The sequence below is a fragment of the Rothia koreensis genome, from assembly GCF_004136575.1.
GTDB lineage: Bacteria > Actinomycetota > Actinomycetes > Actinomycetales > Micrococcaceae > Rothia > Rothia koreensis.
Map to the genome: position 1 here is coordinate 52,367 of NZ_NOIQ01000011.1, position 24,532 is coordinate 76,898.

The window sequence follows — 24,532 nt, forward strand, 5'->3', positions numbered from 1 at the left end:
TCGGTGGATTCGAACGTAGGCTGGAAGGCATGACTTCACCTCGTTCTCGTGAAACCCCACGCCCCACCTGGAATACCGACGCCGTGCCCCCGGAGACCCGGAAGGCGCCGACCACGCGCTCGATGCACGGGCACGACGTCGTGGACGACTACGAGTGGCTCCGCGCCAAGGACGACCCCCAGGTCATCGAACACCTCGAGCGGGAGAACGCGTATGCCGAGTCCGTGACCTCGGGGCTCGGGACGCTGCGGTCCTCGATCTTCGGGGAGATCAGGTCCCGAACCCAGGAGACCGACTTGTCGGTACCCAACCGGCTCGGCGACTGGTGGTACTTCCGCAGAACCGTCGAGGGAAAGAATTACGCGAGTTTCTGCCGTGTCCCCGCCCTGAACACCGGCGACCTGCGCGCGGACTGGACCCCACCCGAAGTTCCAGCGGATGCTGCCCTCGACGGCGAGGAAGTTCTCCTCGACTGCAACGAGCTGGCCGAAGGTCTCCCCTTCTTCGCTCTGGGATCCTTCCACGTCACCGAAGACGGCCGGCTGCTGACGTACTCCGTCGACGATTCCGGCGACGAACGTTTCGACCAGTACGTCAAGGATCTGACCACGGGCTCGCTCCTGCCCGACGTCGTGGAGGGGGTCTTCGCCGGCGGTTTTCTCACGCCGAAGGGCTCGCACCTGGTCTACACCTTGGTCGACGACTCGTGGCGCCCTTATGAGCTGCGTTCGCATCGGCTCGGCACGCCCGTGGATCAGGACCTGGTCCTTCACCACGAGGAGGACGTCGCCCTGTGGCTGGGCGCTGAGACGACGGCGGACGAGAAGCATCTGTGCATCGACGTCGGATGCTCGGAGTACAACGAGACGCGACTCCTGGCTCTCGCCGACCTCGAGGCCGCCGGGCCGGGGCGGGCCCCCGTCTCCCACGTGGTCATTCCTCGTGAGGAACGGGTTCTGTATTCCGCCGAACCGATCGAGCTCGACGGCCGGCCCTATGTTCTGCTGTGTCATGACCATCAGGCCCCGAACGGCGAGTTGACCGCCGTCGACTACGATTCCGCGCTCTCGGGTCTGTCGATGGACGAGTTGCGCTCGACGTGGACCGTGGTGGTGCCGGCGTCGTCGACGCGACGACTCAACGGCTTCCATTTCAACCAGACCCACCTGGCTGCCAGCCTGCGCGAGGACGGGCTCGAGAAGGCCGGGTTCATCAGCCTGGACGCGATTAGGGAAACACTTGAGGGCGGCGACCTCCCCGAACCCTTCGAGCCCTTCTCCGGCGAGGAGCTCTATACCGCCAAGATCACGGCCATGGCGCTGCGTTCGCCCGTCGTGGGTCTGGGCTACATCTCGTATGTGACGCCGTGGCGGCAGTACGACTACTTCCCCGGCTTGGACGAGCTCGAGCTCCGCAAGCAGACCCCGGTTCTGGGCGGCTTCCGAAGCGAGGACTACGTCGCCCACCGCGAGTGGGCGCAGGCCCCCGACGGGACGATGGTTCCTCTTTCGGTGATCCACCGGGCCGACGCCGACCTGCAGACTCCTCACCCGGTGATCCAGTACGGGTACGGATCCTACGAGGCCAGTTCGAATCCGGGGTTTTCGGTGTCGCGCCTGAGCCTGCTCGATCGCGGTGTGGTCTACGTGGTGGCACACGTGCGGGGTGGCGGCGAACTCGGCCGAGACTGGTACCTGCAGGGCAAGAAACTGCAGAAAATCAATACCTTCACCGACTTCGTCGCGGTCACCGATCACGTGGCCACGCAACCGTGGGCCGACGAATCCCGCATCGCCGCCTATGGCGGTTCGGCGGGCGGACTGCTCATGGGCGCGATAGTCAATATGGCCCCCGAAAAGTATTGCGGCGTCCTGGCCGCGGTCCCCTTCGTTGACCCGGTGACCAGTATCAGCGATCCGGATCTTCCCCTGTCCGCTCTCGAGTGGGAGGAATGGGGCAACCCGATCGAGGACAAGGAAGTCTACGAGTACATGACGTCCTACGCCCCTTACGAGAACGTCCGCTCGGTGGCTTACCCGCCCATTGCGGCCGTGACGAGCTTGAACGATACCCGGGTGCTTTACGTTGAGCCCGCCAAGTGGGTTCCCAAGCTCCGCGAACACACCACCGGCACGGCCCCGATCCTGCTGCGTATCGAGATGGACGGCGGCCACGGCGGCGGCTCCGGACGGTATCGCCAGTGGGAGGACACGGCCTGGGAGTACGCCTTCCTGCTCAACTGCCTCGGTATCGACTCCTAGCGCCGGGCCGGCGTCGGGGGGCCGGGGGCGGGGCCGGCGTCGAGGTGGCAATCCTGAGCGATTTTCCCCGCGAGGTGGCAGTTTTGGGACCGAAACCGCCGAATTTCGTCCCAAAACTGCCACCTCGGCGGCGGAGCTGCACGAGGTTGCCACCTCGCCGGCGGGACAGCACAAAACTGCCACCTCGGCGCTGCGGGCTCGCCGCTGTAACTTCACGGCCGGACCTCGCCGGCGAGGCCTCACGCCGGCCACCAGGGGCCTTGCCTCGATCCGGACACAGACCGAGGGGCGCCCGATTGACCAGCTAGGTCACCGGGCGCCCCTCGGTCTCGTATACCGCGCGTTCTCAGCCTTCGACGCCGAGCTTTTCGAGGATCAGCTCACGCACGCGGGCGGCGTCGGCCTGGCCTCGGGTGGCCTTCATGACCTGGCCGACCACGGCACCGGCGGCCTGGACCTTGCCGCCGCGGATCTTCTCGGCGACGTCGGGCATGCTGGCCAAGGCGTCGTCGACGGCGCTCGAGAGCTCGCCTTCGTCGGAGACGACGGCGAGTCCGCGTTTCTCGACAACCTCCCCCGGGGTCCCCTCTCCATCTACCACGTGCTCGAGCACCTGGCGGGCGATCTTGTCGTTGATCTTCCCTTCCTGGATGAGCCCGTCCAGTTCGACGACGGTCTCGGGGCTCGCGCCCAGATCACCGGGATCGATCTCACGCACCTTGGCCAGGCGCGAGATCTCTCCCATCCACCACTTCCTGGCGACCGACGCGCTGGCGCCGGCGGCAATGGTTTCCTCGATCTCGGTCATCACACCGGCGTTGACGACGTCCCGGAATTCCTCGTCCGAGTACCCCCAGTCGGCCTGGAGCCGACGACGACGTTCGGCGGGCGGTTCCGGAAGCTCGGCCCGCAACCGCTCGATCCACTCCGCATTCGTCACGACCGGCACAAGGTCCGGTTCGGGGAAATAGCGGTAGTCGTCGGCGTCGGACTTGGGACGGCCGGAGGTCGTCTCCCTCGTGTCCTCGTGCCAGTGACGGGTTTCCTGGACGATCTGCTCCCCGGCATCGAGAACCGCCGCATGGCGGCAGATCTCGTAGCGCACCGCGCGCTCGACGGCACGCATCGAGTTCACGTTCTTGGTCTCGGTGCGGGTGCCGAGGGTTTCGGAACCCTTGGGGCTCAGAGACACGTTGGCATCGCAACGAACATTGCCGCGCTCCATGCGTGCGTCCGAAATACCCAGGTTCTTCACGATCTCCCGAATGGCCTTGACGTACGCCTTGGCCAGTTCCGGGGCCCTCTCCCCCGCGCCCCGGATCGGACGCGTCACGATCTCAATGAGAGGTACGCCGGAGCGGTTGTAGTCCACCAGGGAGTATTCGGCGCCCTGGATGCGGCCGGCCCCACCCTTGTGGCTCAACTTGCCCGCGTCTTCCTCCATGTGCGCCCGCTCGATCTCGACAGTGAACTGCGTACCGTCCTCGAGCTCGATATCCACCGAACCGTTTTCGGCAATCGGTTCGTCGTACTGTGAGGTCTGGAAATTCTTGGGCGTATCAGGGTAGAAGTAGTTCTTTCTGGCGAAGTGGCTCACCGGAGCGATGTCACAGCCGAGGGCCAGACCCAGCTTGATCGCCGACTCCACCGCTGTTCCGTTGACCTTGGGAAGCACTCCCGGAAGGCCCAGCGACACCGGGGTGATGTTGGTGTTCGGTTCGTCACCGAACGCGTTCGGGGCGTCGTCGAACATCTTGGTCTTGGTGTTCAGCTCAACGTGCACCTCGAAACCCAGTACGGGATCGTACTTGGCCATGGCCTCGTCGAAGGACAAAATCTCGTCTGACATTTACTTGGCACTTCCTTGCGTCCGGGCGGCGATCAGGGACTCGGTGTCGGGCAGCTGGTCCAGGAGGCCTCCGCCCCATTGCTGCTGGAGCGCGGCTTCCAGACCGGCGCCCACGCGATAGAGCCGTGCGTCTTCCTTGACCGGGGCCATGAACTGGACCCCGACAGGCAGACCGTTTTCCGGAGCCAGCCCGGCCGGCACCGAAATGGCCGGGACACCCGCGAGGTTGGTCGGGATCGTCGCAATGTCGTTGAGGTACATCGACACGGGGTCATCGGTCTTCTCGCCGAGTTTGAACGCCGTGGTCGGCGACGTCGGCGACACGAGAACGTCCACCTGTTCGAAAGCGTTCGTGAAGTCACGCTGCACCAAGGTCCTGACCTTCTGGGCGGAACCGTAATAGGCGTCGTAATACCCCGCGGACAGCGCGTAGGTGCCCAGGATGATGCGTCGCTTCGCCTCGGGACCGAATCCCGCGGCACGAGTCGCAGACATGACCCGCTCGATCGTCACGGGGCCCTCCTCCGGCAGCTTGCGCAAGCCGAAACGAACGCCGTCGTACTTCGCGAGGTTGGAGGAAACCTCCGAGGCCATGATCAGGTAATAGGCGCCCAGCGCGTGGTCGAAGTGGGGCGTGGAAACCTCCACGATCTCCGCGCCCGCGGCCCGGAGAAGCTCCAGGGACTCCTGGAAACGTTGGGATACGCCGCTCTGGAATCCGTCACCCGTCAGTTCCTTGACGACGCCGATCTTCAGCCCCTTGAGGCCGCCCTCTGTGGCCCCCTTCTCGGCCTCGGCCAGGTACGGTCCCGCGGGTTCGTTGATCGAGGTCGAATCGCGCGCGTCGTACCCGCCGATGACCTCGTGCAGCGCGGCCGCATCACGAACGGTCCGGGTCACCGGGCCGACTTGGTCCAAGGAGGACGCCATGGCGATCACGCCGTACCGGGAGACGGAACCATAGGTGGGCTTGACTCCCACCGAGCCGGTCACGGACGCCGGCTGGCGGATGGAGCCGCCGGTGTCGGTGCCCAGGGCCAACGGAGCCTGGAAAGCACTCACTGCAGCAGCGGACCCACCGCCGGACCCGCCCGGGATCCGGTCCAGGTCCCACGGGTTCCGCGTGCACCCGAAAGCCGAATGCTCGGTCGAGGAACCCATGGCAAATTCGTCCAGGTTGGTCTTTCCCAGGATGGGCAGCCGGGCTTCGCGGATCTTCTGGACGACGGTCGCGTCGTACGGGCTCATCCATCCTTCGAGCATCCGGGAAGCGGCCGTGGTGGGCTGCCCTGTGGTGACGATGAGGTCCTTGACGGCGATCGGGACGCCGGCCAACGGGGGCAGCTGCTTTCCGGCGGCGCGGTCCGCATCCACCTGACGCGCATCGTCCAGTGCCTGCTCCGCGTTCACGTGCAGGAACGCGTTCAGGCCGGTCTTGCCGAGCGACCGGTCCTCGGCGTCGACGGCGGTACCCTCGGTGGTCTCGATACGGTCCAGATGTGCCTGGGTCAACTGTTCCGAGGTGAAGTCGCCGTTGCGCAGGCCCTCAGCGGCCTCGGATGCGCTGAGCGTGATCAGTGCGTTCTGATTCGTGGTCATGTTTGCGCCCTCCCTAGTCTTCGTCCAGGATGGCCGGGACCTTGAACTGGCCGTCCTCGGCATCGGGCGCGTTGTTCAGCGCTTCATCGTTGGTCAGGGTTTCTCCCACGACGTCCTCCCGGAAGGCGTTGGACAGCGGAAGCGGATGCGATGTGGGTGGGACGTCGTCAATCGGCGCTGCCGATACCGATTGCACCGCTCCGACGATCCCGTCGAGCTCCGAGGACATCGATTCCAGCTCGGTCTCGTCCATCTCGATGTGAGCCAAGGCCGCTAAGTGTGCGACCTGGTCACGCGTAATGGCAGTCATGAATTCTCCTGCTCCGTTGGCGCTGTCTCTTCCCTGCGCGACTCCTGGGGCGGGAACGCGCGGGTCCCGTACCAGTCTAGTCATGGCCGAGAACGGGTTAAAACAATCGTGCCCCGCCCTGTGGACAGGGCGGGGCACGATCTGAAAGAAGTGTACGGACTCACCGAAGTGAGCTGTACAGGCCTCACTTACGCGGCCGGGATCTCCAGGGTCTGGCCCGGGAAGATCAGGTCCGGGTTGGTCACGACGGAGCCGTTGGCCTGAACCAGGGCATCGACGGACACGCCGTACTGATCGGCGATCGACTTCAGGGTCTCGCCAACGGACACGGTGTGAGTAGCAGCGGAGGACTGAACCGGGGCAGCAACCTGCTCCTGGGCGGGAGCCTCGTAGGTCTGCTGCTCGGGAACCTGCTGAACCTCGGGCTGAGCCTGCTCAACGGGAGCCTGCTCGGGCTGAGCCTGCTCAACGGGGGCCTGCTCAACGGGAGCCTGCTCAGGCTGGGCCTGCTCGGCCGGAGCCTGGAACTCCTGGACATCCTGGGACTGAGCCTGGACGTCCTGCTGCGGCTGAGCCTGCTCCTGCTGACCGGAACCGGAATCGCCGGAACCTGCCTGCTGGGAGCAAACCGGCCATGCACCGGGGCCCTGCTCGGCCAGAACACGCTCGGCAACCTGGATCTGCTGTTCCTTGGAAGCGTTCTGCGGGTCGCCCTGGCCACCGAAGGAGGACCAGGTGCTCGGGGTGAACTGCAGGCCACCGGAGAAGCCGTTACCGGTCGAGGTCGACCAGTCTCCGCCGGACTCGCACTGTGCGACGGCGTCCCAGTCGAGGCTATCGGCATTTGCGGGAGCGGTAGCCAGCGCACCGGCGGCGGCGCCACCGATCACGAGGGCGGCTGCACCGCGGCGGGCATTGCGTCGGAAAGTGGAAGTATTGTTCACGATGCTCCTCAGGCCACCTACGCTCCGTCCATCCCTGGACTTCTTCGCGCCGTCGTCTACCTATAGATGTCTTAGGTCAAGTTTCAGGTGTCTGCCCTTTAGACGACGTCCGGTGTTACGGCAGCACCCAGCATTGTTCGGAAGGGGTTCTCGCAAGTCTGCGTGAACCCATGAGTCACCTCTCGGCGACGAACTGTTTATAACGATACAGTAACGATTTTGGAGTTTGCAACCAATTTCTTGATGGAAGCGAAACTTTTTTTGGTTGGTGCCCTACCCGGCAACCAGCCAGGTCCGTAGGCACGCGTGTCAGCCTATGAGCCGACCAGGGGCGATGCAACCCTCCGCGACATGTTCCGAGTCACAAGCATGTGACTATTCCGTGACCGTTTCGTGACCCTCTTCCGCGCCATCATCGCGATCCAGCGCCGTCGGCCCCTCGCGGAGCAGAATTTTGAAGTCTTCACCGTTGAGCACCGTCACACCCAAATTTTCCGCTTTGTCCAGCTTCGAGCCGGCGTTCTCGCCCGCAACCAGATAATCTGTGTTCTTCGACACGGATCCCGACGCCTTGCCTCCGCGTTGCAGAATCGCTTCCTTCGCGGAGTCACGCGTGAACTCTTCCAGCGTGCCGGTCACGACGATCGTGAGCCCTTCTAGCACGCGGGGAACGGATTCGTCCCGCTCATCCTCCATCCGGACGCCGGCCGCGGCCCAGCGGTCGACGATCTCGCGATGCCACTCTTCCGAGAACCATTCCTTGACCGCCCGGGCGATGGTCGGGCCGACGCCGTCCGTGTCGGCCAGTCTCTCTTCGTCGGCGTCGCGAATCGCCTGCATCGATCCGAATTCGGTGGCCAGGGCCCGGGACGCCGTCGGCCCCACGTGGCGAATGGAGAGGGCGACCAGGACACGCCACAACGGTTGGGACTTTGCTTCCTCGATCTGGTCGAACATTCTGCGCGTGTTCGCGGAAGGAGCCGAAGGCTTGTTCGCCGTCCCCCGCGTGTAGAAGTAGGGCACCAATTCCGTCTCCCCGGTGGGCGCGCCCTTCTTTCTGACCTCGCGTTCTGTACGCACGTCCGCCAGGTCCTCGGGAACGAGGTCGAACAATCCGGCAATACTCGTCAGCGGCGGGGTCTCGGGTTCGACCGGCTGGGTCAGGGCCCGTGCGGCCTCCTCCCCCAGCGCGTCGATGTCAAACGCGCCGCGTCCGGCTGTATGGAACAGCGTCTGCCAGAGCTGGGCCGGGCACGACCGGGCGTTGGGGCAACGGATGTCGACGTCGCCCTCCTTGGCCGGGGCCAACTCGGTCCCGCAGGAAGGGCAGTGGGTCGGCATCTCGAATTCGCGTTCCGAACCGTCCCGCAGGGCGACCACCGGCCCCACGATCTCCGGAATCACGTCTCCCGCTTTGCGCAGGACCACCGTGTCACCGATCAGCACGCCCTTGGCCCGGACGACATCCTGGTTGTGCAGCGTGGCCATCTCGACGGTCGAGCCGGCCACCTTGACCGGGTCCATCATCCCGTACGGCGTCACTCGCCCGGTCCGGCCGACGCTGACCCGAATGTCCTCGAGCTTGGTATTGACCTCTTCCGGCGGATATTTGTATGCCACCGACCACCGAGGAACCCGGGACGTGTGGCCGAGAAGCTGCTGTGTCCGGAAGTCGTTGACCTTGATCACGATCCCGTCGATCTCGTGGACCAGGTCGTGCCGGTGCTCGCCGTAGTCGGCGATGAATTCGAGGATTTCCTCGCCGCCGGACAGAAGTTTCGTGTACGGGCTGACGGGAAGCCCCCACGACTTCAGCAGATCGTAGGTCTCCGCCTGCGACTGTGCGGACAGTCCCTCGCGGGCACCGATGCCGTGGACGAACATCGAGAGCTTGCGCCGGGCCGTCACCTGAGGATCTTTCTGACGGAGCGATCCCGCGGCCGCGTTCCTCGGATTCGCGAAGGGGGCCTTGCCGTCGGCGACGAGGGCCTCGTTGAGCTCCTTGAAGTCCGCGGAAGCGATGAAGACTTCGCCACGCACCTCAATCTCTTCGGGATGCCCCGTCCCCTTGAGGGTTTGCGGCACCGAGTCGATGGTCGCGACGTTGTGTGAGACGTCCTCCCCCGTGGTCCCGTCCCCCCGGGTGGCCGCCCGGGTCAATCGACCGTTCCGGTACAGGAGGTTGATCGCGAGTCCATCGATTTTGAGCTCGGTCAACCATTCATTGTCGTGGCCGGGCCTCACTTCCTGAATGGAGTCCTCGGCCCTGTCGAGCCATGCCTTGAGTTCGTCGATCGAGAAGACGTCCTCGAGGGAGTACATCCGCTCCAGGTGCTGGACCGGCGCGAAAGCCTCGGAAGGTTCGCCGCCTACTTCTTGCGTCGGTGAGTCGTTCGCCTTGAGTTGCGGGTGCTCGGCCTCGATCCGCTCGAGATCCCGGTAGAGCGCGTCGTACTCCGCGTCCGAGATCGTCGGAGAATCCTCGACGTAATAGGAGACGCGTGCGTCCCTGACCCGCTGGGTCAGTTGGGCGTACCGTTCCTTGAGCTCCTCGGCCGGGACCTCCCGGTCGTTCTCTTCGGTGGCCTGCTGTGCTCGTTGTTCTTCAGCGCTACTCACGGAAGACCATTGTTCCGCACAATCCGCGTTTTGGCTCCCCTTGCTTGTTTCGTGGCCCCATCGAGGGCGGATGCGCTGATGAGTTGATTAGTTGACGCCGTGGGTGGTTCCCGACGTCGGCCGCCCGGGAGGTCGACGGAGGGCGGCCGTCCGGGCGGGAGGCCGTCGGGGCCGGGCGACGGCGCGAGGCCGTCCGGGCGGGCGACGGCGGGAGGCCGTCGGGGCCGGCGACGGCGGGAGGTCGATGGCGGGCGGAGTCCAGACGCCCGACGATGGGTGGCGGTTACCCGATTCGGAGGGGCTTAGCCGGTCCGGAGGGGCTTAGGCTGCTACGCGGGACGCCATCCGGCTCGGCTTCCCCTAGTACCTCAGTACCGCCTTCCGGTTCGCCTATTTCTTCACTCGGTATTGCCTCTCCCGGTATCCCCTCTTGAATGGTGGTTACCCGATTCAGAGGCGCTTGGCCTGCTGCGCGGGCCCCTTCCCGCACCTCGGCCTCCCCTTCTTGGGTGGCGGTAACCGTATTCCGAGCCGCTTGCCGTCATGAGGTGGCGGCCAGAACCCCACCCAGGGTGGGAAAACACCACGCCATCGGGCAGCCGCCACCCAACACGGGCCCGGCGGGGGGGGGCACGACGTCGTCGGGCAACCAGCACTCGATCGACCAACCGCCACTCAACGCGACCGACGACGCCGACCACGCGGTCCCGGCCCCAGCCACGCGCCGACGAGGTGGCAATCCCGTGCGAAATCCAGGACGAAGTGGCAATCCCGTGCGGAGTCCAGGACGAAGTGGCAACTGTGAGCGAAACCCGGCGCGAAGTGGCAGTTTTGAGCGGTTTTAGGGGCGAAAATCGCTCAAAACTGCCACCTCGCGGGAGGAAGCGCTCAAAATTGCCACTTCGCGGGAGGAAGCGCTCAAAACCGCCACCTCGGCACCCCGCCCGAGCACGGACCCCGCGCGACCGAGAACGCCCCCGGCACCCGCGTGAGTAGGAGCGAACTACCGGTCCGCGTCGTCGGCGCCGGGCAGCTTCTCGTTCGTGGCCAAGGGACCGTCCGGGCGATCGCCGGTTTTCTCGGGGTCGCTGAGGTCGTTGGCGTGCCAGTTGTCCAGGTCGATCACGCCGTCATCGCTCTCGGCGCGGTCCACGCCGTCCGTGTCGCCGTCGCACCCGTGGTTCTGGCACGAACCGGCCTGCACGGCGTCGGCGACGATGACCGAGATGTTGTCCCGCCCGCCCGCGCGGATCGCCGCGGCTTGGAGAACGGCCGAGGCGTCCTTGGGGTGGACGACGGTCGAGAGAACTCTGGCCATGTATTCATTGGACAGCTCTCCGGACAGGCCGTCCGAGCACATCATCAGACGGTCACCCGGTTTGGCAGGGATGACCCAGAAATCGGGCTCCCAGTAATTGCCCGTCCCCAGGGCTCGCGTAATCACGTTGCGCCTCGGGTGGGTGAGGGCCTCGAGGGCCGTGATCTGTCCCGTGTCGACCAGGTACTGGACCTCGGAGTGGTCCACCGTGATCTGTTCGAGGCTCACGCCTTCGATGGGCGTCTGCGAGACGGAGGTAGGCGTGTCGCTGATGGGTTCGTCGGTGTCCCGCCGAAGCCGGTACGTGCGCGAGTCGCCGACGTTGAAGATGATCCACATGTTCTGGCCGCCGATCTTGACCAGCCAGGCTCCCGTGAGCGTTGTGCCTGCGCGCATGGCGGCGGCCGATTTGATGCTTTCGTCCGCCTCGCCGATCACGCCCTTGATGTCGTTGAGGATCTCCATGATCTTGGCGTTGAGGTTGGACGTGGCCCGACGACGCCGCTTGAACAGGCCCTTCGAATCCTCTGCCTGAACCTCCGCGGGTTCGACCTCGAAGGAGAGCGTGCGGAAGAGCTCTGCCTCGGCCAGGGTGTTGACGCACATGGCGCTGGCCACCTCACCGGCCTCGTGACCGCCCATACCGTCGGCCACGGCGCACAGGTTGCCGATGGACACCAAGGAGTCCTCGTTGTTGGAACGGTGACTGCCCTTGTTGGTCGTGGCACCAACGCACGTTGCGAGGTCGAGCGATTCGGTCATTCGAAGTCAATCTCCAATTCGGTTCCCACGCCCGGAGCGAGCGACACGGGGCGGACGTCTCCGAAGCCGCGAACGTTGCGCACCCCCTGGGGATTCATCACGAAACGTTCGTCGCCCTCGAGCACGTTGGCGGTGGACGCATCGGTCATGACCGAACCAGGTTCCGCGAGCGCGACGAGACGCGATGCGAGATTGACGGTCGGACCGTATACGTCCCCCAGCCTAGGCAGAATCCGCCCCCAGACAAAAGCAACGCGCGCCTCCGGGAGATTCGGGTCCTCACGGATGATCTGTGACAGCGTCAGAGAGATGCGAGCGCCGGCTTCCGGCGATTCGGTCATGAACAGGACTTCGTCCCCGACGGTCTTGATGATGCGGCCGCCACCGACCGCGACGACCTCCGCGCAACGCTGTTCGAAGTGCTGGACGAGGCTGGCGAGCGTCTTCTCGCTCATCTGACGGGACAAGGACGTGAAGGACACGAGGTCCGCGAAACCGATGCCGCGTACGAGCGGGAGCGCCCGGTAGTCGGAGACGGCGTCGTCTGAGACGGCGTCGTCGTTGCCGACCACGGGCTTCTCCGCTTTCAGGGCCAAGCGGACGACGGCGGCGTTGAGCTGCCGCCGATAGCCGTAGCGCATGAGGTCTTCGAGCTCGTTCAGCAGTTCTGGGAGCACGTTGAGCAGTTCGCGCCGGGCTTCGGCGTCGCTCATGCCCTGGTGGGCGACCATGTCCTCGACCAGCGCCTCGACCTGCCACGCGACCATGCGGTCCATCATCTGGCCCACGGAGCGGACGATCGAGAGAATGCCGTCCTCGGTCACGTGCCCGCTGCGGACCATTGCCGAGACGGTACCGAGAGCCTCGGAATCCGCGCTGGTGAAGTAGACGTCCTCGTCCTTCAGATTCGGCATCCCCAGCGCCCGCCAGATCTTCCGGGCGGACAGGAGCGAGACGTCGCCCCCGCGGGCGGCCTCGCGGCGAGTCATGGAGCGGTTCTCTCCCAGGAGGGCGCGCTCGAGTGCACCGACGGCGGCCTTGGCGTCGTCGGACTTGTACAGGTTGAACTGAGCCGGGTTCTGGAGGTTGAGCTGACTCGTTTGAGGTCCTGTATAGACCGGATTGCCTTCGGGTTCCTCCTGCGGCACTAGCGTGCTCCACCTTCCTTGACTCATGGCTGGTTGCGGGCTCGCTGGCGCAGAGCGCGCTCGACTGTCTCCGAGGTTTCACACCTCGTTCTCATGCTACAGATCACAGGGTCGTTCCCGGTAGTTTTCCCCGGAGACTCAGAGTCAACGCAGAGCGTTTACACGGCGCAGGTGAGCGCGATAGCACAGGTCCGAGAACCGGCCCGGATCCTTCTGGCAGGTCAGTTCGAAGGTCTGGCCCCTGGCCGAGATTCGGATCGTTCCGCAACCGGTCAGGCGAGCCCCGCCCCTGGGCCCGACGACCCCGGCGACGTACTCGAGGGGAATCGATACCGGTCCGCCCCCACCGACGCCGCGGAACACGACAATACGCCGATTGGTCAGCGCGTACCCGGTCGTGGCCCATTTGATGAAGCGCACGACGACGTACACGAGAGCAGCAATCAGAATGATCGGCCCGACCGCACTCCAGCCCGAATGCCCGGCCGTCACCACCTGGAGGAAGTTCGTGGCGAAGATCGCGATCAGAAGCACGATGGCGGGCCGCAGGAGTTTGAGGGCGTGCGCCCGGTTGCACGTAATCACCTGCTCACCCGGGTCGAGGGAATCACGGAATTTCACGCGATCCCCGTTCCGGAGACGTCGGCCCAGGACCCGCTTTCCGGCCTGAGATGGACCACGTCTCCCACCGCGACGGTTTTGTCCGTTCCGTCGTCGCACCGAACGAGGAGGGAACCGTCCTCGTCGATGTCGTGGGCGAGACCCGTGAAGTCCGGGGCGGGATCCATCCTCTGGACGAGGACTCGACGGCCCAGGGTGTCCAGTTCCTCACGGAGCTCGGCCACGAGGGAGGGCTTGGCGCCGCGGGGCAGCGCCGGGTCACCGCCGGTCGCACAGAATTCTCGAACCGAGGCGCGGAACTCGCGGATGACCCTGATCAGGATCTCGGTTCGGTCCACATCGTCCCCGATCTCGGCGCGCAACGACGTCGCGGTCTCGACCGGGAGCAGGTCGGCGTCGATGTTGGCGTTGATTCCGATGCCGACGACGACGTCGAGTGTTTCCGGTCCGGTGGGGACCACGCGAGCGAGGATCCCGGCAATCTTGCGGCCGTTGATCAACAGATCGTTCGGCCATTTGATGTCCACGGGGAGCCCGGTCGTCTGCCGAATCGCCGTGCGGGAGGCCAGGGCCAGCAACGGCGTGACCCAGTGCAGGGAGTCGTTCGGCAACGGTTGCTCGCCCGCGTTCGATCGGACGGCGAAGGACACCACGGCCGAACTGTATTTGGGCGCAGTCCACACACGATCCCGTCGGCCCTTGCCCGCGACCTGGTGCTCTGTGAGCAGGGCCGCGAGGTGGGGGACGTCCTCGGAACGGGTCAATCGATTCGCCAGTTCGTCGTTGGTGGATCCGATCTCGTCCACGAGCTCGACAGGGGCACCGATGAGCCGGTAGTCCTGCCCGGGGCCCGGCAGCAGCCGCTCGGCGTCCAGGGGCTTCGCGCTCCTCGTGGTCATACAGCGATGCTCTCTCTCGATCGGCGTCCGGTACGCCACCTGCGGTGACGTGTTGTGAGCTAGTTTAGAGGCGGAAAGCCAACTCCGCTCGGAAGGAACACCATGGCCCACTTCGTCGTGCACTATTCTTACGGCCCGGCAGACCAGCAGGCCGCTCATCGGGGCGAACACCGCGAATATCTCGGGACCCTGTTGGAGCAGGGCCATCTGTTGGCGTCCGGCCCGTACACCGACGACGGCGCCGAGGGCGCCCTGCTGATCTTCTCCGCCGAGACCGCCGACGACGTCGAGTCCCTGCTGGCCAAGGACCCCATGGTCGTCCACGGCGTCGTGACCGCACACGAAGTTCGTGCATGGAATCCGGTCCTCGGGTCGGTAGGGTAGACCAGGACATACCCCGTCCCCCAGGTTCGTCGGCACGGCGCCACGGACCGCCCGTCGCCCTTTGTTACTTTGGACCGACAGGCAGACAGCGCAATTCCAGCCGGGACCCGCATGCTTCCGCACCGGAACCCCGGACTCGTACAGAGGACAAGATGACCGAAGATCTCTCCCGCCAGGACTCCGACGACGCGCAGAACGAGTCGGGCCCGGATCTCACCACGACTGCCGGCAAGATCGCGGATTTCTACGCGCGCCGCGAGGCCTCGTGGATGCCCACCGGCCCGGGGCCCGTGGAACGGCAGCACGCCCGTGGCAAATCCACCGCGCGCGAACGCATCGAGATGTTCCTCGACGAAGACTCCTTCGTGGAATTCGACGCCCTCGCCACGCACCGCACGACCGCCTTCGGCATGGACCAGAAGAAGCCGCTCGGCGACGGCCTGGTCTCCGGCTACGGCACGGTGGATGGGCGGCTCGTGGCCGTCTACGCCCAGGACTTCACGGTCTATGGCGGGTCGCTCTCCCAGGTCAATGGGGAGAAGATCGTCAAGGTCCAGAAGTTTGCGCTGCGCAACGGCTGCCCCGTCATCGGCATCAACGACGGCGGCGGCGCCCGCATCCAGGAAGGTGTGGCATCGCTGGCGATGTTCGCTGACATCTTCCGCATGAACGTTCGCGCTTCCGGCGTCGTCCCCCAGATCTCGGTGATCATGGGCCCGTGCGCCGGCGGCGCCGCCTACTCCCCCGCCCTCACGGACTACGTGATCATGGTGGACAAGTCCTCCCACATGTTCATCACCGGGCCGGATGTCATCAAGACCGTGACCGGCGAAGAGGTCGACATGGAGACCCTGGGCGGGGCGAACTCCCACAATTCGGTCACCGGGACCTCGCACTACCTCGCGGAGGACGAAGAGGACGCCTTCGATTTCCTGCGGGAGCTCCTCGAGTTCCTTCCGTCCAACAATCTTCAGGACGGCCCCCTCGTCGAGCACGACCAGGATCCGGAGATCACGGTCGACGACCTCGACCTCGACAGCCTGATTCCCGATTCGGCCAACCAGCCCTACGACATGAGGGCAGTGATCGAGTCCGTGGTCGACGACGACCACTTCCTCGAGATGCAGGCCCTGTACGCTCCCAACGTCATGACGGGCTACGGACGGGTCGAGGGGCGAACGGTCGGCATCATCGCCAACCAGCCGATGCAATTCGCCGGGACCCTGGACATCGCCGCCTCCGAGAAGGCCGCGCGGTTCGTGCGCCACTGCGATGCCTTCAATATCCCGATCCTGACGTTCGTGGACGTCCCCGGGTTCCTCCCCGGCACCGAGCAGGAGTTCAACGGAATCATCCGCCGTGGCGCCAAACTGATCTTCGCCTACGCGGAGGCCACTGTCCCGGTCGTCACCGTCATCACACGCAAGGCGTACGGTGGCGCGTACATCGTGATGGGGTCGAAGAAGCTCGGCGCGGACATCAACCTCGCCTGGCCCACGGCCCAGATCGGAGTCATGGGTGCACAGGGTGCGGTCAATATTCTGTACCGCCGCGATCTCAAGACGGCCGAGGAGAACGGCGAGGACGTCGAGGCGTTGCGTTCCGAACTGATCCAGAAGTACGAGGAAGAGTTGCTCAACCCGTATCAGGCGGCCGAGCGCGGCTACATCGACGCGGTCATCCCGCCGTCGGAGACGCGCGTCAACATCATCAAGTCTCTCCGTGCCCTGCACGACAAGAGAGCCGCGCTGCCCGCCAAGAAGCACGGCAACATCCCGCTCTGAGGGAAGGAATCATGGCTGTGCAGAACGAAGCAACCACGCCCGAGGAACCCCTGTTCTCGGTGGTCAAGGGCTCCCCGACCGAAGAAGAGATCGCGGCGCTGACCGTGGCCGTGCTCCAGACGCGGCAACGACAGCCCGAGCCGAGATCGAGGCAGACGAACGGGCCGCTGTCCGACGTCGGCCGCCTGTTGTCACGACGCCAGCGCATCGGTGCGAGCCTGCCTCCCGGCCCGGGTTCCTGGCGCCGCGCCAAACCGAGGTAGGCCCGGCCCTCTACGAAAGCCCTCACCGACCCGAGCGGCCGGTGGGGGCTTTCCACGTCGCCGTCCCTGTGATCTCTGTCATCGCGGTCTAGGATGGTTCCATGACCAATGAGTTGCCCGAATCCTTGCGTCTCGACCGCCGGACCAGCGACGTCGACCGTCTGGCCGACCGCTATTACGACTCCCTCATGGAACTGGACCCGGCCGCGGCCACGATAGAAGGCATCCCGGGCCATGAAACCGAGTACGGTGACCTCTCCCCCGAGGGCGCTCTCGAGCATGTGCGGCTCGCCCGCCGAACGCTGACCGAGGCCGAGGGGCTCAAACCACAGGACGACGTCGACCGGGTGACCCTCGACGCGTTGCGCGAGAGCCTCGGGCTCGTCATCGAGATGCACGAGGCCGGCCTGGGCGACTGGGAGCTGAACAACATCGAGACCCCGGCGCACGCCGTTCGTCAGGTCTTCGATCTCATGCCGCAGGCCTCCCCGCAGGACTGGGCGAACATCGTCGGGCGCATGGAGAACGTCCCCCAAGCCCTCCAAGGGTTCCGCGACACACTCGCGGATGCCGCGCGTCAGGGTCGAGTCGCCGCGGCCCGACAGGTCGATATCCTGGCCGACCAGCTCGCGGCCTACGCCGAAGCCGGTGGATTCTTCGACGGCCTGGCCGCCGACGCCGCCGCATCGGATCCGGCTCTGAGCACCAAGGGGCGAACCGCCGCAGAACGGGCCCGCACGGGCTACGCCGAACTGGCCGAATATCTCCGGGGCGAACTGCTCCCCCAGGCCCCCGAACGGGACACCGTCGGCCGCGAGCGCTACCGTCTCCGGTCCCGGGAGTTCCTGGGCGCGACGATCGATCTGGACGAGACCTACGCCTGGGGAATCGACGAGTTGGACCGGATCATCGACGAGCAGCAGGAGGTCGCCCGTCGGATCAGCCCCGGTGCCACGATCGCGGAGGCCAAGGATCTGCTGAATCGGGACCCCTCTCGCAGGATCGAGGGCACGGACGCCCTCCGGGAATGGATGCAGGACCTCTCGGACCGGGCGGTCGATGGACTCTCGCGGGAACACTTTGCGATCGAGGGGCCCATGCGCCGGCTCGAATGCATGATCGCCCCGACGCAGGAAGGCGGCATCTATTACACGGGTCCCTCCGCGGACTTCTCGAGGCCGGGTCGCATGTGGTGGTCCGTGACCGAGGGAGAGCGGGAGTTCACCACGTGGAGCGAGACCTCGACGGTCTACCACGAGGGCGTGCCCGGCCATCATCTCCAGTTCTCGACGTCGACCGCGATGGCCGAGTCCATCAACAAGTGGAGAGCCCACGGCCTCTGGTATTCGGGGCACGGAGAAGGGTGGGCGCTCTACGCCGAACGCCTCATGGCCGAACTCGGATATCTGGATGATCCGGGTGACATGATGGGCATGCTCGACGGGCAGCGGATGCGTGCCGCACGGGTCGTCTTCGACATCGGCATCCACTGCGAACTGCAGATCCCGGGCCGGTGGGCCGAGGCGCTCGGCGTCGAACCGGGCCCGTGGACACCCGAGATCGGGTACGAATTCCTGAAGCAGAACCTGGACATCCCCCAGGGACAGTTGGACTTCGAATTCAACCGTTATCTGGGGTGGTACGGCCAGGCTCCGTCGTACAAGGTCGGCCAGCGCATCTGGGAGCAGTTGCGCGATGAGGCGCTGGCCCGTGGTGAAAGCATCAAGGATTTCCATACCCGTGCCCTGAAGGTCGGTTCGGTCGGTCTCGACACCCTCCGTCGCGCCGTGTCACGGTGAGACCCGCCCTCGGCGATGATCCAGGCCACTACGCGATTTTATTCCCGTAATATTTCTTCTCAGTCCTTTTCTGTGTTATTGGTCGACGGCTTAGGGTTGAGGTCATGTCTACTCGCCCTTCTGCCACGACGCCGGACACCCCCGCGTCCGCACCCCCGCCCCGCACTCGCCGACTCCCCTCCTGGATGACCAACTTCGGTCTCCAGATCCTCATGGGCCTGGTCCTCGGCGTGGCCCTCGGATTCCTGGCCCTCGCCCTCGGCGGGGACGCAGAGAAGAACCCCAACTGGCTCATGACCACCCTGGACACGATCGGTTCGAGCTACGTGTCCCTGCTCAAGGCCGCGGTCGTTCCGCTCGTGGTCACGGCCGTGATCTCCTCGATCGCGAATCTGAGCCAGGTCACGAACGCTGCACGGTTGGCCTGGAAGACGATTCTCTGGTTCGCCGGGACTGCGCTGATCGCCGTCGTCATCGGCATCCTGCTGGGAGCCATCTTCCGCCCGGGTGCCAACACCGGCATGTCCGCACCGGATACCTATTCGGGCACCACGGGATCGTGGCTGTCCTTCGTCACCAGCATCATTCCCGCCAATTTCCTGGGCCTGACCGTGAGCACCGAGGAGGCCGACGGCGATCTGACCTCGTCCCCGACCTTCAATGTCCTCCAGATCCTGGTGATTTCCGGGGCCATCGGCATCGCGGCCCTCAAGGTCGGCAAGGCCGCCGAGCCCTTCCTCGCATTCATCCGCTCCGCCCTGGCCATCATCCAGAAGGTCCTGTGGTGGATCATCCGCCTGGCCCCGCTGGGAACCCTCGGCCTGATCGGGACCGCCGTCTTCACCTATGGATGGACCACGATGGGTTCGCTCGCCAAGTTCGTGATCCTTCTCTACGTGGGGCTCGCGATCGTCGGATTCGTGGTCTACCCCGTTCTGGCGCGGACCCAGGGCTTGTCCGTCAAACAGTTCTTCTCGGGCGTCTGGCCCGCCGCACAGATCGGCTTCGTCTCCCGGTCGTCCATCGGGACCATGCCCGTGACCCAGCGGGTCGCGGAGCGCAACTTCGGTGTACCCCAGGCCTTCGCTTCCTTCGCGGTCCCGTTCGGGGCCACGACCAAGATGGACGGATGCGCTGCCGTGTACCCGGCCCTGGCGGCGACCTTCGTGGCGCAGTTCTACGGGATCGACCTGAGCATCGCGCAGTACGTGCTCATCGTCGTCGTCTCCGTCCTGGGATCTGCGGCCACCGCCGGAACCACGGGAGCCACCGTGATGCTGACCCTGACCCTTTCGACGCTGGGCCTCCCGCTCGACGGCGTCGGCCTGCTCCTGGCCATCGACCCCATCATCGACATGGGCCGCACCGCGCTGAACGTTTCCGGTCAGGCTCTGATCCCGGCCATCATCTCGAAGAGGGAAGGAATCCTGGACGAGAACCTGTACAACGCGAAGCGTTCCAGTGACTGGTTCGAATCCGACCTCTCGGCCGAGGAATTCTCCGGGACCGACGAGGAGAAGGAGAACCGGGAACGAGAGGCTTCGGGAGTCGGCGTCGGCTGATCCGAGGACAACGGTCCGAACCCAATGACTGCGGGGCGGGAGGGGTGACCCTCTCGCCCCGCGGTCGTTAGTATTGTGTACGTCACGTTTTTTTGGACGTCGAAGGAGACACCATGACGGTCTATGCACAGCCCGGGACACCCGATTCGCCCACCGCGTTCCGGTCCCGCTACGAGAATTTCGTCGGAGGCTCCTGGGTCCCGCCGACCAAGGGTCAGTATTTCGAGAACAAATCACCGGTCACGGGTGAGGTCTTCACCGAGGTCGCACGCAGCACCGCGGAAGACGTCGACCTGGCCATCGACGCCGCATGGAAGGCTTTCGACAGCTGGGGCAAGACCTCCCCGACCGAGAGGGCCGGGGTTCTTCTGAAGCTCGCCGACGCCATGGAAGCGAACCTCGAGCGCATCGCAGTCGCGGAGACATGGGACAATGGCAAGCCCGTCCGTGAGTGCCTGGCTGCCGACATTCCCCTGGCGGTGGACCATTTCCGGTACTTCGCCTCGGCAATCCGTACCCAGGAGGGCCGCCTCTCGCAGCTCGACGAGGACACCACGGCGTACCACTTCCACGAGCCGCTCGGCGTCGTCGGCCAGATCATTCCGTGGAACTTCCCGATTCTGATGGCCACGTGGAAGATCGCACCCGCCCTGGCCGCCGGGAACACGGTCGTTCTCAAACCGGCGGAGCAGACCCCGGCCTCGATTCTGCTGGTCGCCGAGATTTTCCAGGACATTCTCCCGGACGGCGTGCTCAACATCGTCAACGGTTTCGGCGAGGAGGCCGGCGCAGCATTGTCCGGGTCCAGCCGGATCCGCAAGATCGCCTTCACGGGTGAGACCACCACCGGTTCGGTGATCGCCAAGGCCGCCGCGGACAACATCATCCCGTCAACCCTTGAGCTCGGAGGAAAGTCCCCCAACATCTTCTTCGAGGACGTCGCGTCCCAGAACGATTCCTTCTACCAGAAGGCTCTCGAAGGCTTCGTGTCCTTCGCCCTGAATCAGGGCGAGGTCTGCACCTGCCCCTCGCGTGCTCTCGTTCAGGAATCCATCGCGGACCAGTTCGTCGCCGACGGCCTCGAACGCGCCCGCAAGATCAAGCAGGGAAACCCGCTGGACACCGAGACCATGGTCGGTGCCCAGGCCTCGCAGCAGCAGTTCGACAAGATTTCCGGGTATCTGGAGAAGGGCCCGCAGGAGGGCGCCGAGGTGCTCCTGGGAGGCCAGTCGCTCCAGCTCGACGGGAACCTGCAAGGCGGCTACTACATCCAGCCGACCGTGTTCCGTGGCAACAATTCGATGCGCGTCTTCCAGGAAGAGATCTTCGGGCCCGTGCTCGGCGTGACCACCTTCAAGGATTACGACGACGCGATCCGGATCGCCAACGACACCGCCTACGGTCTCGGGGCGGGCGTCTGGACCCGTGGGCAGAACACCGCTTTCCGGGCCGGTCGCGCGATCCAGGCGGGACGCGTGTGGGTCAACAACTACCACTCGTACCCGGCACACGCTGCCTTCGGTGGCTACAAGAAATCCGGGTACGGCCGTGAGAATCACCTGATGATGCTCGACCACTACCAGCAGACCAAGAATCTGTTGGTCTCCTACTCCGAGGAGCCGACCGGACTCTTCTGATTCCGGACCGCTCCTGTCGATCGGGGTGCACACCGCTGGCCTAGACTGGGTCACGTGTGCACCCCGAAGTCATTCGAACAGACCCCAGCATCGGACGCGGCCGTCTCACCCGGGACCGCGCCGGACCTCGATCTCGTCCTGGCCTCCCAGTCCCCCGCCCGGGCCTCTGTCCTCAACGCCTCGGGGATCCGATTCCGGACCATCGTCTCCGGGGTCGACGAAGACGCCGCGCTGGCCGCAGCCGAGGCCGAACGGGGCGACCCCTTGTCCCCGGAGCAGACGGCGCTGGTCCTGGCCCGGGCCAAGGCGGAAGCCGTCGCGGCATTGCCTGAGACCCGCGGAAGCTTCGTTCTGGGATGCGATTCCGTGTTCGAGTTCGAGGGCGAACCCTACGGCAAGCCTCACGAGCCCGACGTCGCCTTCTCCCGCATTCGGAGAATGAGCGGCTCCACCGGGATTCTGCACACCGGGCACTGGTTGGTCGATCGGTCTGAAACGGAACAGGCCGGCCATGAATCTTCGGGGGCCGGCCGGATTCGGTCCGCCGAAGTGACCTTCGACGTCATGAGCGATGAGGAGATCACCGCATACGTGGCCACGGGAGAACCCCTGGAAGTCGCGGGGTCGTTCACGATCGAGGGCTACGGCGCGGCGTTCATCGCCGGGATTCGGGGAGAGTCCCACACGGTTCTGGGGCTGAGCGTCAATGCATTGAAAGATCTCCTCGAGGAACGCGGCCGGCACATAGCAGAATTGTGGAGGCCGAATACTTAGGCAAATGGCGTTTTTGCTACTAAGCTCACGGGAGGATTATAAGGAGTGGATGAGTGACCAGCACTGAGTCAGAGCAGAAGAACAGCGCGGATTCCCGTTACACCAGCGGTCCGGTCGGCAAGGTGCTGATCGCCAACCGTGGTGAAATCGCGGTTCGTGTGATCCGTGCGGCCGCGGACGAAGGCCTGCAGACCGTGGCAGTCTATGCGGACCCGGATCGCGATGCGCTCCACGTGAAGCTCGCGGACGAAGCCTTCTCCCTGGGAGGTTCGACCGCCGCCGACTCCTACCTCGTGATCGACAAGATCCTGGATGCGGCCCGACGTTCGGGCGCCGACTCCATCCACCCCGGGTACGGGTTCCTTTCGGAGAACGCGGAATTCGCCCGCGCCGTCCAGGAAGCCGGCCTCACATGGATCGGGCCGTCCCCCGCTGCTATCACCGAGCTCGGCGACAAGGTTGCGGCTCGCCACATCGCCGAAAAGGTCGGCGCTCCCCTGGTGCCCGGAACCAAGGATCCCGTCGCCAACGCGCAGGAGGTCCTGGACTTCGCCGATCAGTACGGCCTTCCCGTCGCGATCAAAGCAGCCTTCGGAGGCGGCGGACGCGGCATCAAGGTCGCCCGCGAGCGCGAGGATATCCCGGAGATGTTCGAATCGGCCGTTCGCGAGGCCACGGCCGCCTTCGGGCGCGGCGAATGCTTCATCGAGCGGTTCCTGGATGCACCGCGCCACGTGGAGACCCAGTGCATCGCGGACGCGCACGGCAACGTCGTCGTCGTGTCGACTCGCGACTGCTCGTTGCAGCGCCGCAACCAGAAGCTGGTCGAGGAGGCTCCGGCCCCGTTCCTCTCGGACGAGCAGCTCGAACGACTCTACGAATCCTCCAAGGACATTCTCCGCGAGGCCGAGTACCAGGGCGCGGGCACGTGCGAGTTCCTGGTCGGCCAGGACGGCGTGATCAGCTTCCTCGAGGTCAACACCAGGCTCCAGGTCGAGCACCCGGTCTCCGAAGAGGTCTCCGGTCTGGACCTCGTCCGGGAACAATTCCGGGTCGCTCGCGGTGAGGAACTGGGCTACGGCGATCCCGAACTGCGCGGCCACTCCTTCGAGTTCCGTATCAACGGTGAGGATCCGGGACGCAACTTCATGCCGTCCCCCGGGACGGTCGAGACGCTGACGGTTCCCTCCGGCCCCGGTGTGCGTTGGGATTCGGGCGTCGTCGGCGGCGACGTCATCGGCGGCAATTTCGACTCCATGCTGGCCAAGCTCATCGTGTCGGGCAATTCCCGCCAGCAGGCGCTCGAACGCTCGCGGCGCGCCCTGGCCGAATTGCAGATCACCGGTATGCCGACCGCGACCACGTTCCACCGCGTCGTCGTCTCCGACCCGGCCTTCGCCCCCGAAGGTGACGAGCCGTTCTCGGTGCACACCCGTTGGATCGAAACCGAATTCAACAACAGCATCGAGCCGTACGGCGGCAACCCGGGCTCCATCGACAGCGAGGACGACGAGCGCCAGAAGGTCGTCGTCGAGGTCAATGGCAAGAGGCTCGAGGTACTGATCCCGAACGTGGGCGGCGCCGCGCCGGCGTCGTCCGCCAAGTCCTCGAAGACGCGACAGCGCAAGAACCGGTCCGGTTCGGCCACGTCGGCGACGAGCGGTGACGACCTGACATCGCCGATGCAGGGAACCATCGTCAAGACGGCGGTCAAGGACGGGAGCAAGGTCAGCGAGGGCGACCTGGTCGTGGTCCTCGAGGCCATGAAGATGGAGCAGCCGTTGACGGCCCACAAGTCGGGCAAGATCACCGGCCTCAAGGCCAAACCGGGCGACACGGTCACGGCCGGTTCCGTGATCGCAACGATCAAGTAGTCTCTCGGGTTCGCGAATACCTGCGCGGGCGGCGTCGTTTCGTACGACGCCGCCCGCCGTGCGTTCAGGCCCGTCATGAACCGGTCCGCGGCGGTTGGGTGGGGGTCTGACTCTTATACACATCT

18 protein-coding genes are annotated in these 24,532 nt (G+C 65.2%); 9 read left to right on the forward strand and 9 right to left on the reverse strand.

What is annotated here, in order from left to right; all coding sequences use genetic code 11:
• The first annotated feature begins 29 nt into the window (after nt 1-29).
• Nucleotides 30-2,261, forward strand: a complete 2,232-nt coding sequence (locus tag EWU68_RS08745; RefSeq protein WP_129315752.1) for a S9 family peptidase — start codon at nt 30-32, stop codon at nt 2,259-2,261.
• A 346-nt stretch (nt 2,262-2,607) separates the two neighbouring features.
• Here EWU68_RS08745 and gatB read toward each other — a convergent pair whose 3' ends face one another.
• From gatB to EWU68_RS08790, 9 genes are all read right to left on the reverse strand, one after another.
• Nucleotides 2,608-4,110, reverse strand: a complete 1,503-nt coding sequence (gatB, locus tag EWU68_RS08750) for an Asp-tRNA(Asn)/Glu-tRNA(Gln) amidotransferase subunit GatB (RefSeq protein WP_129315753.1) — start codon at nt 4,108-4,110, stop codon at nt 2,608-2,610.
• Nucleotides 4,111-5,709 carry an Asp-tRNA(Asn)/Glu-tRNA(Gln) amidotransferase subunit GatA gene (gene gatA, locus EWU68_RS08755; protein WP_129315754.1) on the reverse strand — a complete coding sequence of 533 codons (1,599 nt, stop codon included), beginning with the start codon at nt 5,707-5,709 and terminating at the stop codon, nt 4,111-4,113. It lies immediately after the preceding gene.
• 13 nt (nt 5,710-5,722) lie between these two features.
• Nucleotides 5,723-6,019 carry an Asp-tRNA(Asn)/Glu-tRNA(Gln) amidotransferase subunit GatC gene (gatC, locus tag EWU68_RS08760; RefSeq protein ID WP_129315755.1) on the reverse strand — a complete coding sequence of 99 codons (297 nt, stop codon included), beginning with the start codon at nt 6,017-6,019 and terminating at the stop codon, nt 5,723-5,725.
• Nucleotides 6,020-6,207: 188 nt separating this feature from the next.
• Complete coding sequence (locus tag EWU68_RS08765) at nt 6,208-6,963, reverse strand: transglycosylase family protein (protein ID WP_238692397.1); 756 nt, start codon at nt 6,961-6,963, stop codon at nt 6,208-6,210.
• Between the two features lie 375 nt (nt 6,964-7,338).
• Nucleotides 7,339-9,582 (reverse strand): NAD-dependent DNA ligase LigA, encoded by a 2,244-nt coding sequence (ligA, locus tag EWU68_RS08770; protein WP_129315757.1) that lies wholly within the window; start codon nt 9,580-9,582, stop codon nt 7,339-7,341.
• 1,003 nt (nt 9,583-10,585) lie between these two features.
• Nucleotides 10,586-11,662 carry a protein phosphatase 2C domain-containing protein gene (locus tag EWU68_RS08775; RefSeq protein ID WP_129315758.1) on the reverse strand — a complete coding sequence of 359 codons (1,077 nt, stop codon included), beginning with the start codon at nt 11,660-11,662 and terminating at the stop codon, nt 10,586-10,588.
• On the reverse strand, nt 11,659-12,810 hold the full coding sequence (locus tag EWU68_RS08780; protein ID WP_238692398.1) for an adenylate/guanylate cyclase domain-containing protein: 1,152 nt from the start codon (nt 12,808-12,810) through the stop codon (nt 11,659-11,661). Before EWU68_RS08780 ends, EWU68_RS08775 begins: the two co-directional genes overlap by 4 nt.
• 144 nt (nt 12,811-12,954) lie before the next feature.
• On the reverse strand, nt 12,955-13,431 hold the full coding sequence (locus tag EWU68_RS08785) for a YdbT family protein (protein ID WP_162421427.1): 477 nt from the start codon (nt 13,429-13,431) through the stop codon (nt 12,955-12,957).
• Complete coding sequence (locus EWU68_RS08790; RefSeq protein WP_162421425.1) at nt 13,428-14,330, reverse strand: biotin--[acetyl-CoA-carboxylase] ligase; 903 nt, start codon at nt 14,328-14,330, stop codon at nt 13,428-13,430. Before EWU68_RS08790 ends, EWU68_RS08785 begins: the two co-directional genes overlap by 4 nt.
• Nucleotides 14,331-14,432: 102 nt before the next feature.
• Between EWU68_RS08790 and EWU68_RS08795 the strand changes: the two genes are divergently transcribed.
• The 8 genes from EWU68_RS08795 (at nt 14,433) to EWU68_RS08830 (ending at nt 24,407) form a co-directional block, all read left to right on the forward strand.
• Nucleotides 14,433-14,714: a YciI family protein gene (locus EWU68_RS08795; protein WP_129315762.1), complete on the forward strand. Its 282-nt coding sequence runs from the start codon at nt 14,433-14,435 to the stop codon at nt 14,712-14,714.
• 152 nt (nt 14,715-14,866) lie between these two features.
• Nucleotides 14,867-16,498 (forward strand): acyl-CoA carboxylase subunit beta, encoded by a 1,632-nt coding sequence (locus EWU68_RS08800; protein WP_129315763.1) that lies wholly within the window; start codon nt 14,867-14,869, stop codon nt 16,496-16,498.
• Nucleotides 16,499-16,509: 11 nt separating this feature from the next.
• The gene (locus tag EWU68_RS08805; protein ID WP_129315764.1) at nt 16,510-16,761 is read left to right on the forward strand and encodes an acyl-CoA carboxylase subunit epsilon; all 252 of its coding nucleotides are present in this window, start codon (nt 16,510-16,512) and stop codon (nt 16,759-16,761) included.
• A 101-nt stretch (nt 16,762-16,862) separates the two neighbouring features.
• On the forward strand, nt 16,863-18,560 hold the full coding sequence (locus tag EWU68_RS08810; protein WP_129315765.1) for a DUF885 domain-containing protein: 1,698 nt from the start codon (nt 16,863-16,865) through the stop codon (nt 18,558-18,560).
• A gap of 104 nt (nt 18,561-18,664) precedes the next feature.
• On the forward strand, nt 18,665-20,122 hold the full coding sequence (locus EWU68_RS08815) for a dicarboxylate/amino acid:cation symporter (protein ID WP_165162131.1): 1,458 nt from the start codon (nt 18,665-18,667) through the stop codon (nt 20,120-20,122).
• 113 nt (nt 20,123-20,235) lie between these two features.
• Entirely contained in the window at nt 20,236-21,759 is a 1,524-nt protein-coding gene (gene exaC, locus EWU68_RS08820; RefSeq protein ID WP_129315766.1) for an acetaldehyde dehydrogenase ExaC, read from the forward strand.
• A gap of 138 nt (nt 21,760-21,897) precedes the next feature.
• Complete coding sequence (locus EWU68_RS08825) at nt 21,898-22,533, forward strand: nucleoside triphosphate pyrophosphatase (protein WP_238692399.1); 636 nt, start codon at nt 21,898-21,900, stop codon at nt 22,531-22,533.
• A gap of 53 nt (nt 22,534-22,586) precedes the next feature.
• Nucleotides 22,587-24,407: an acetyl/propionyl/methylcrotonyl-CoA carboxylase subunit alpha gene (locus EWU68_RS08830; protein WP_129315768.1), complete on the forward strand. Its 1,821-nt coding sequence runs from the start codon at nt 22,587-22,589 to the stop codon at nt 24,405-24,407.
• Nucleotides 24,408-24,532 lie beyond the last annotated feature (125 nt).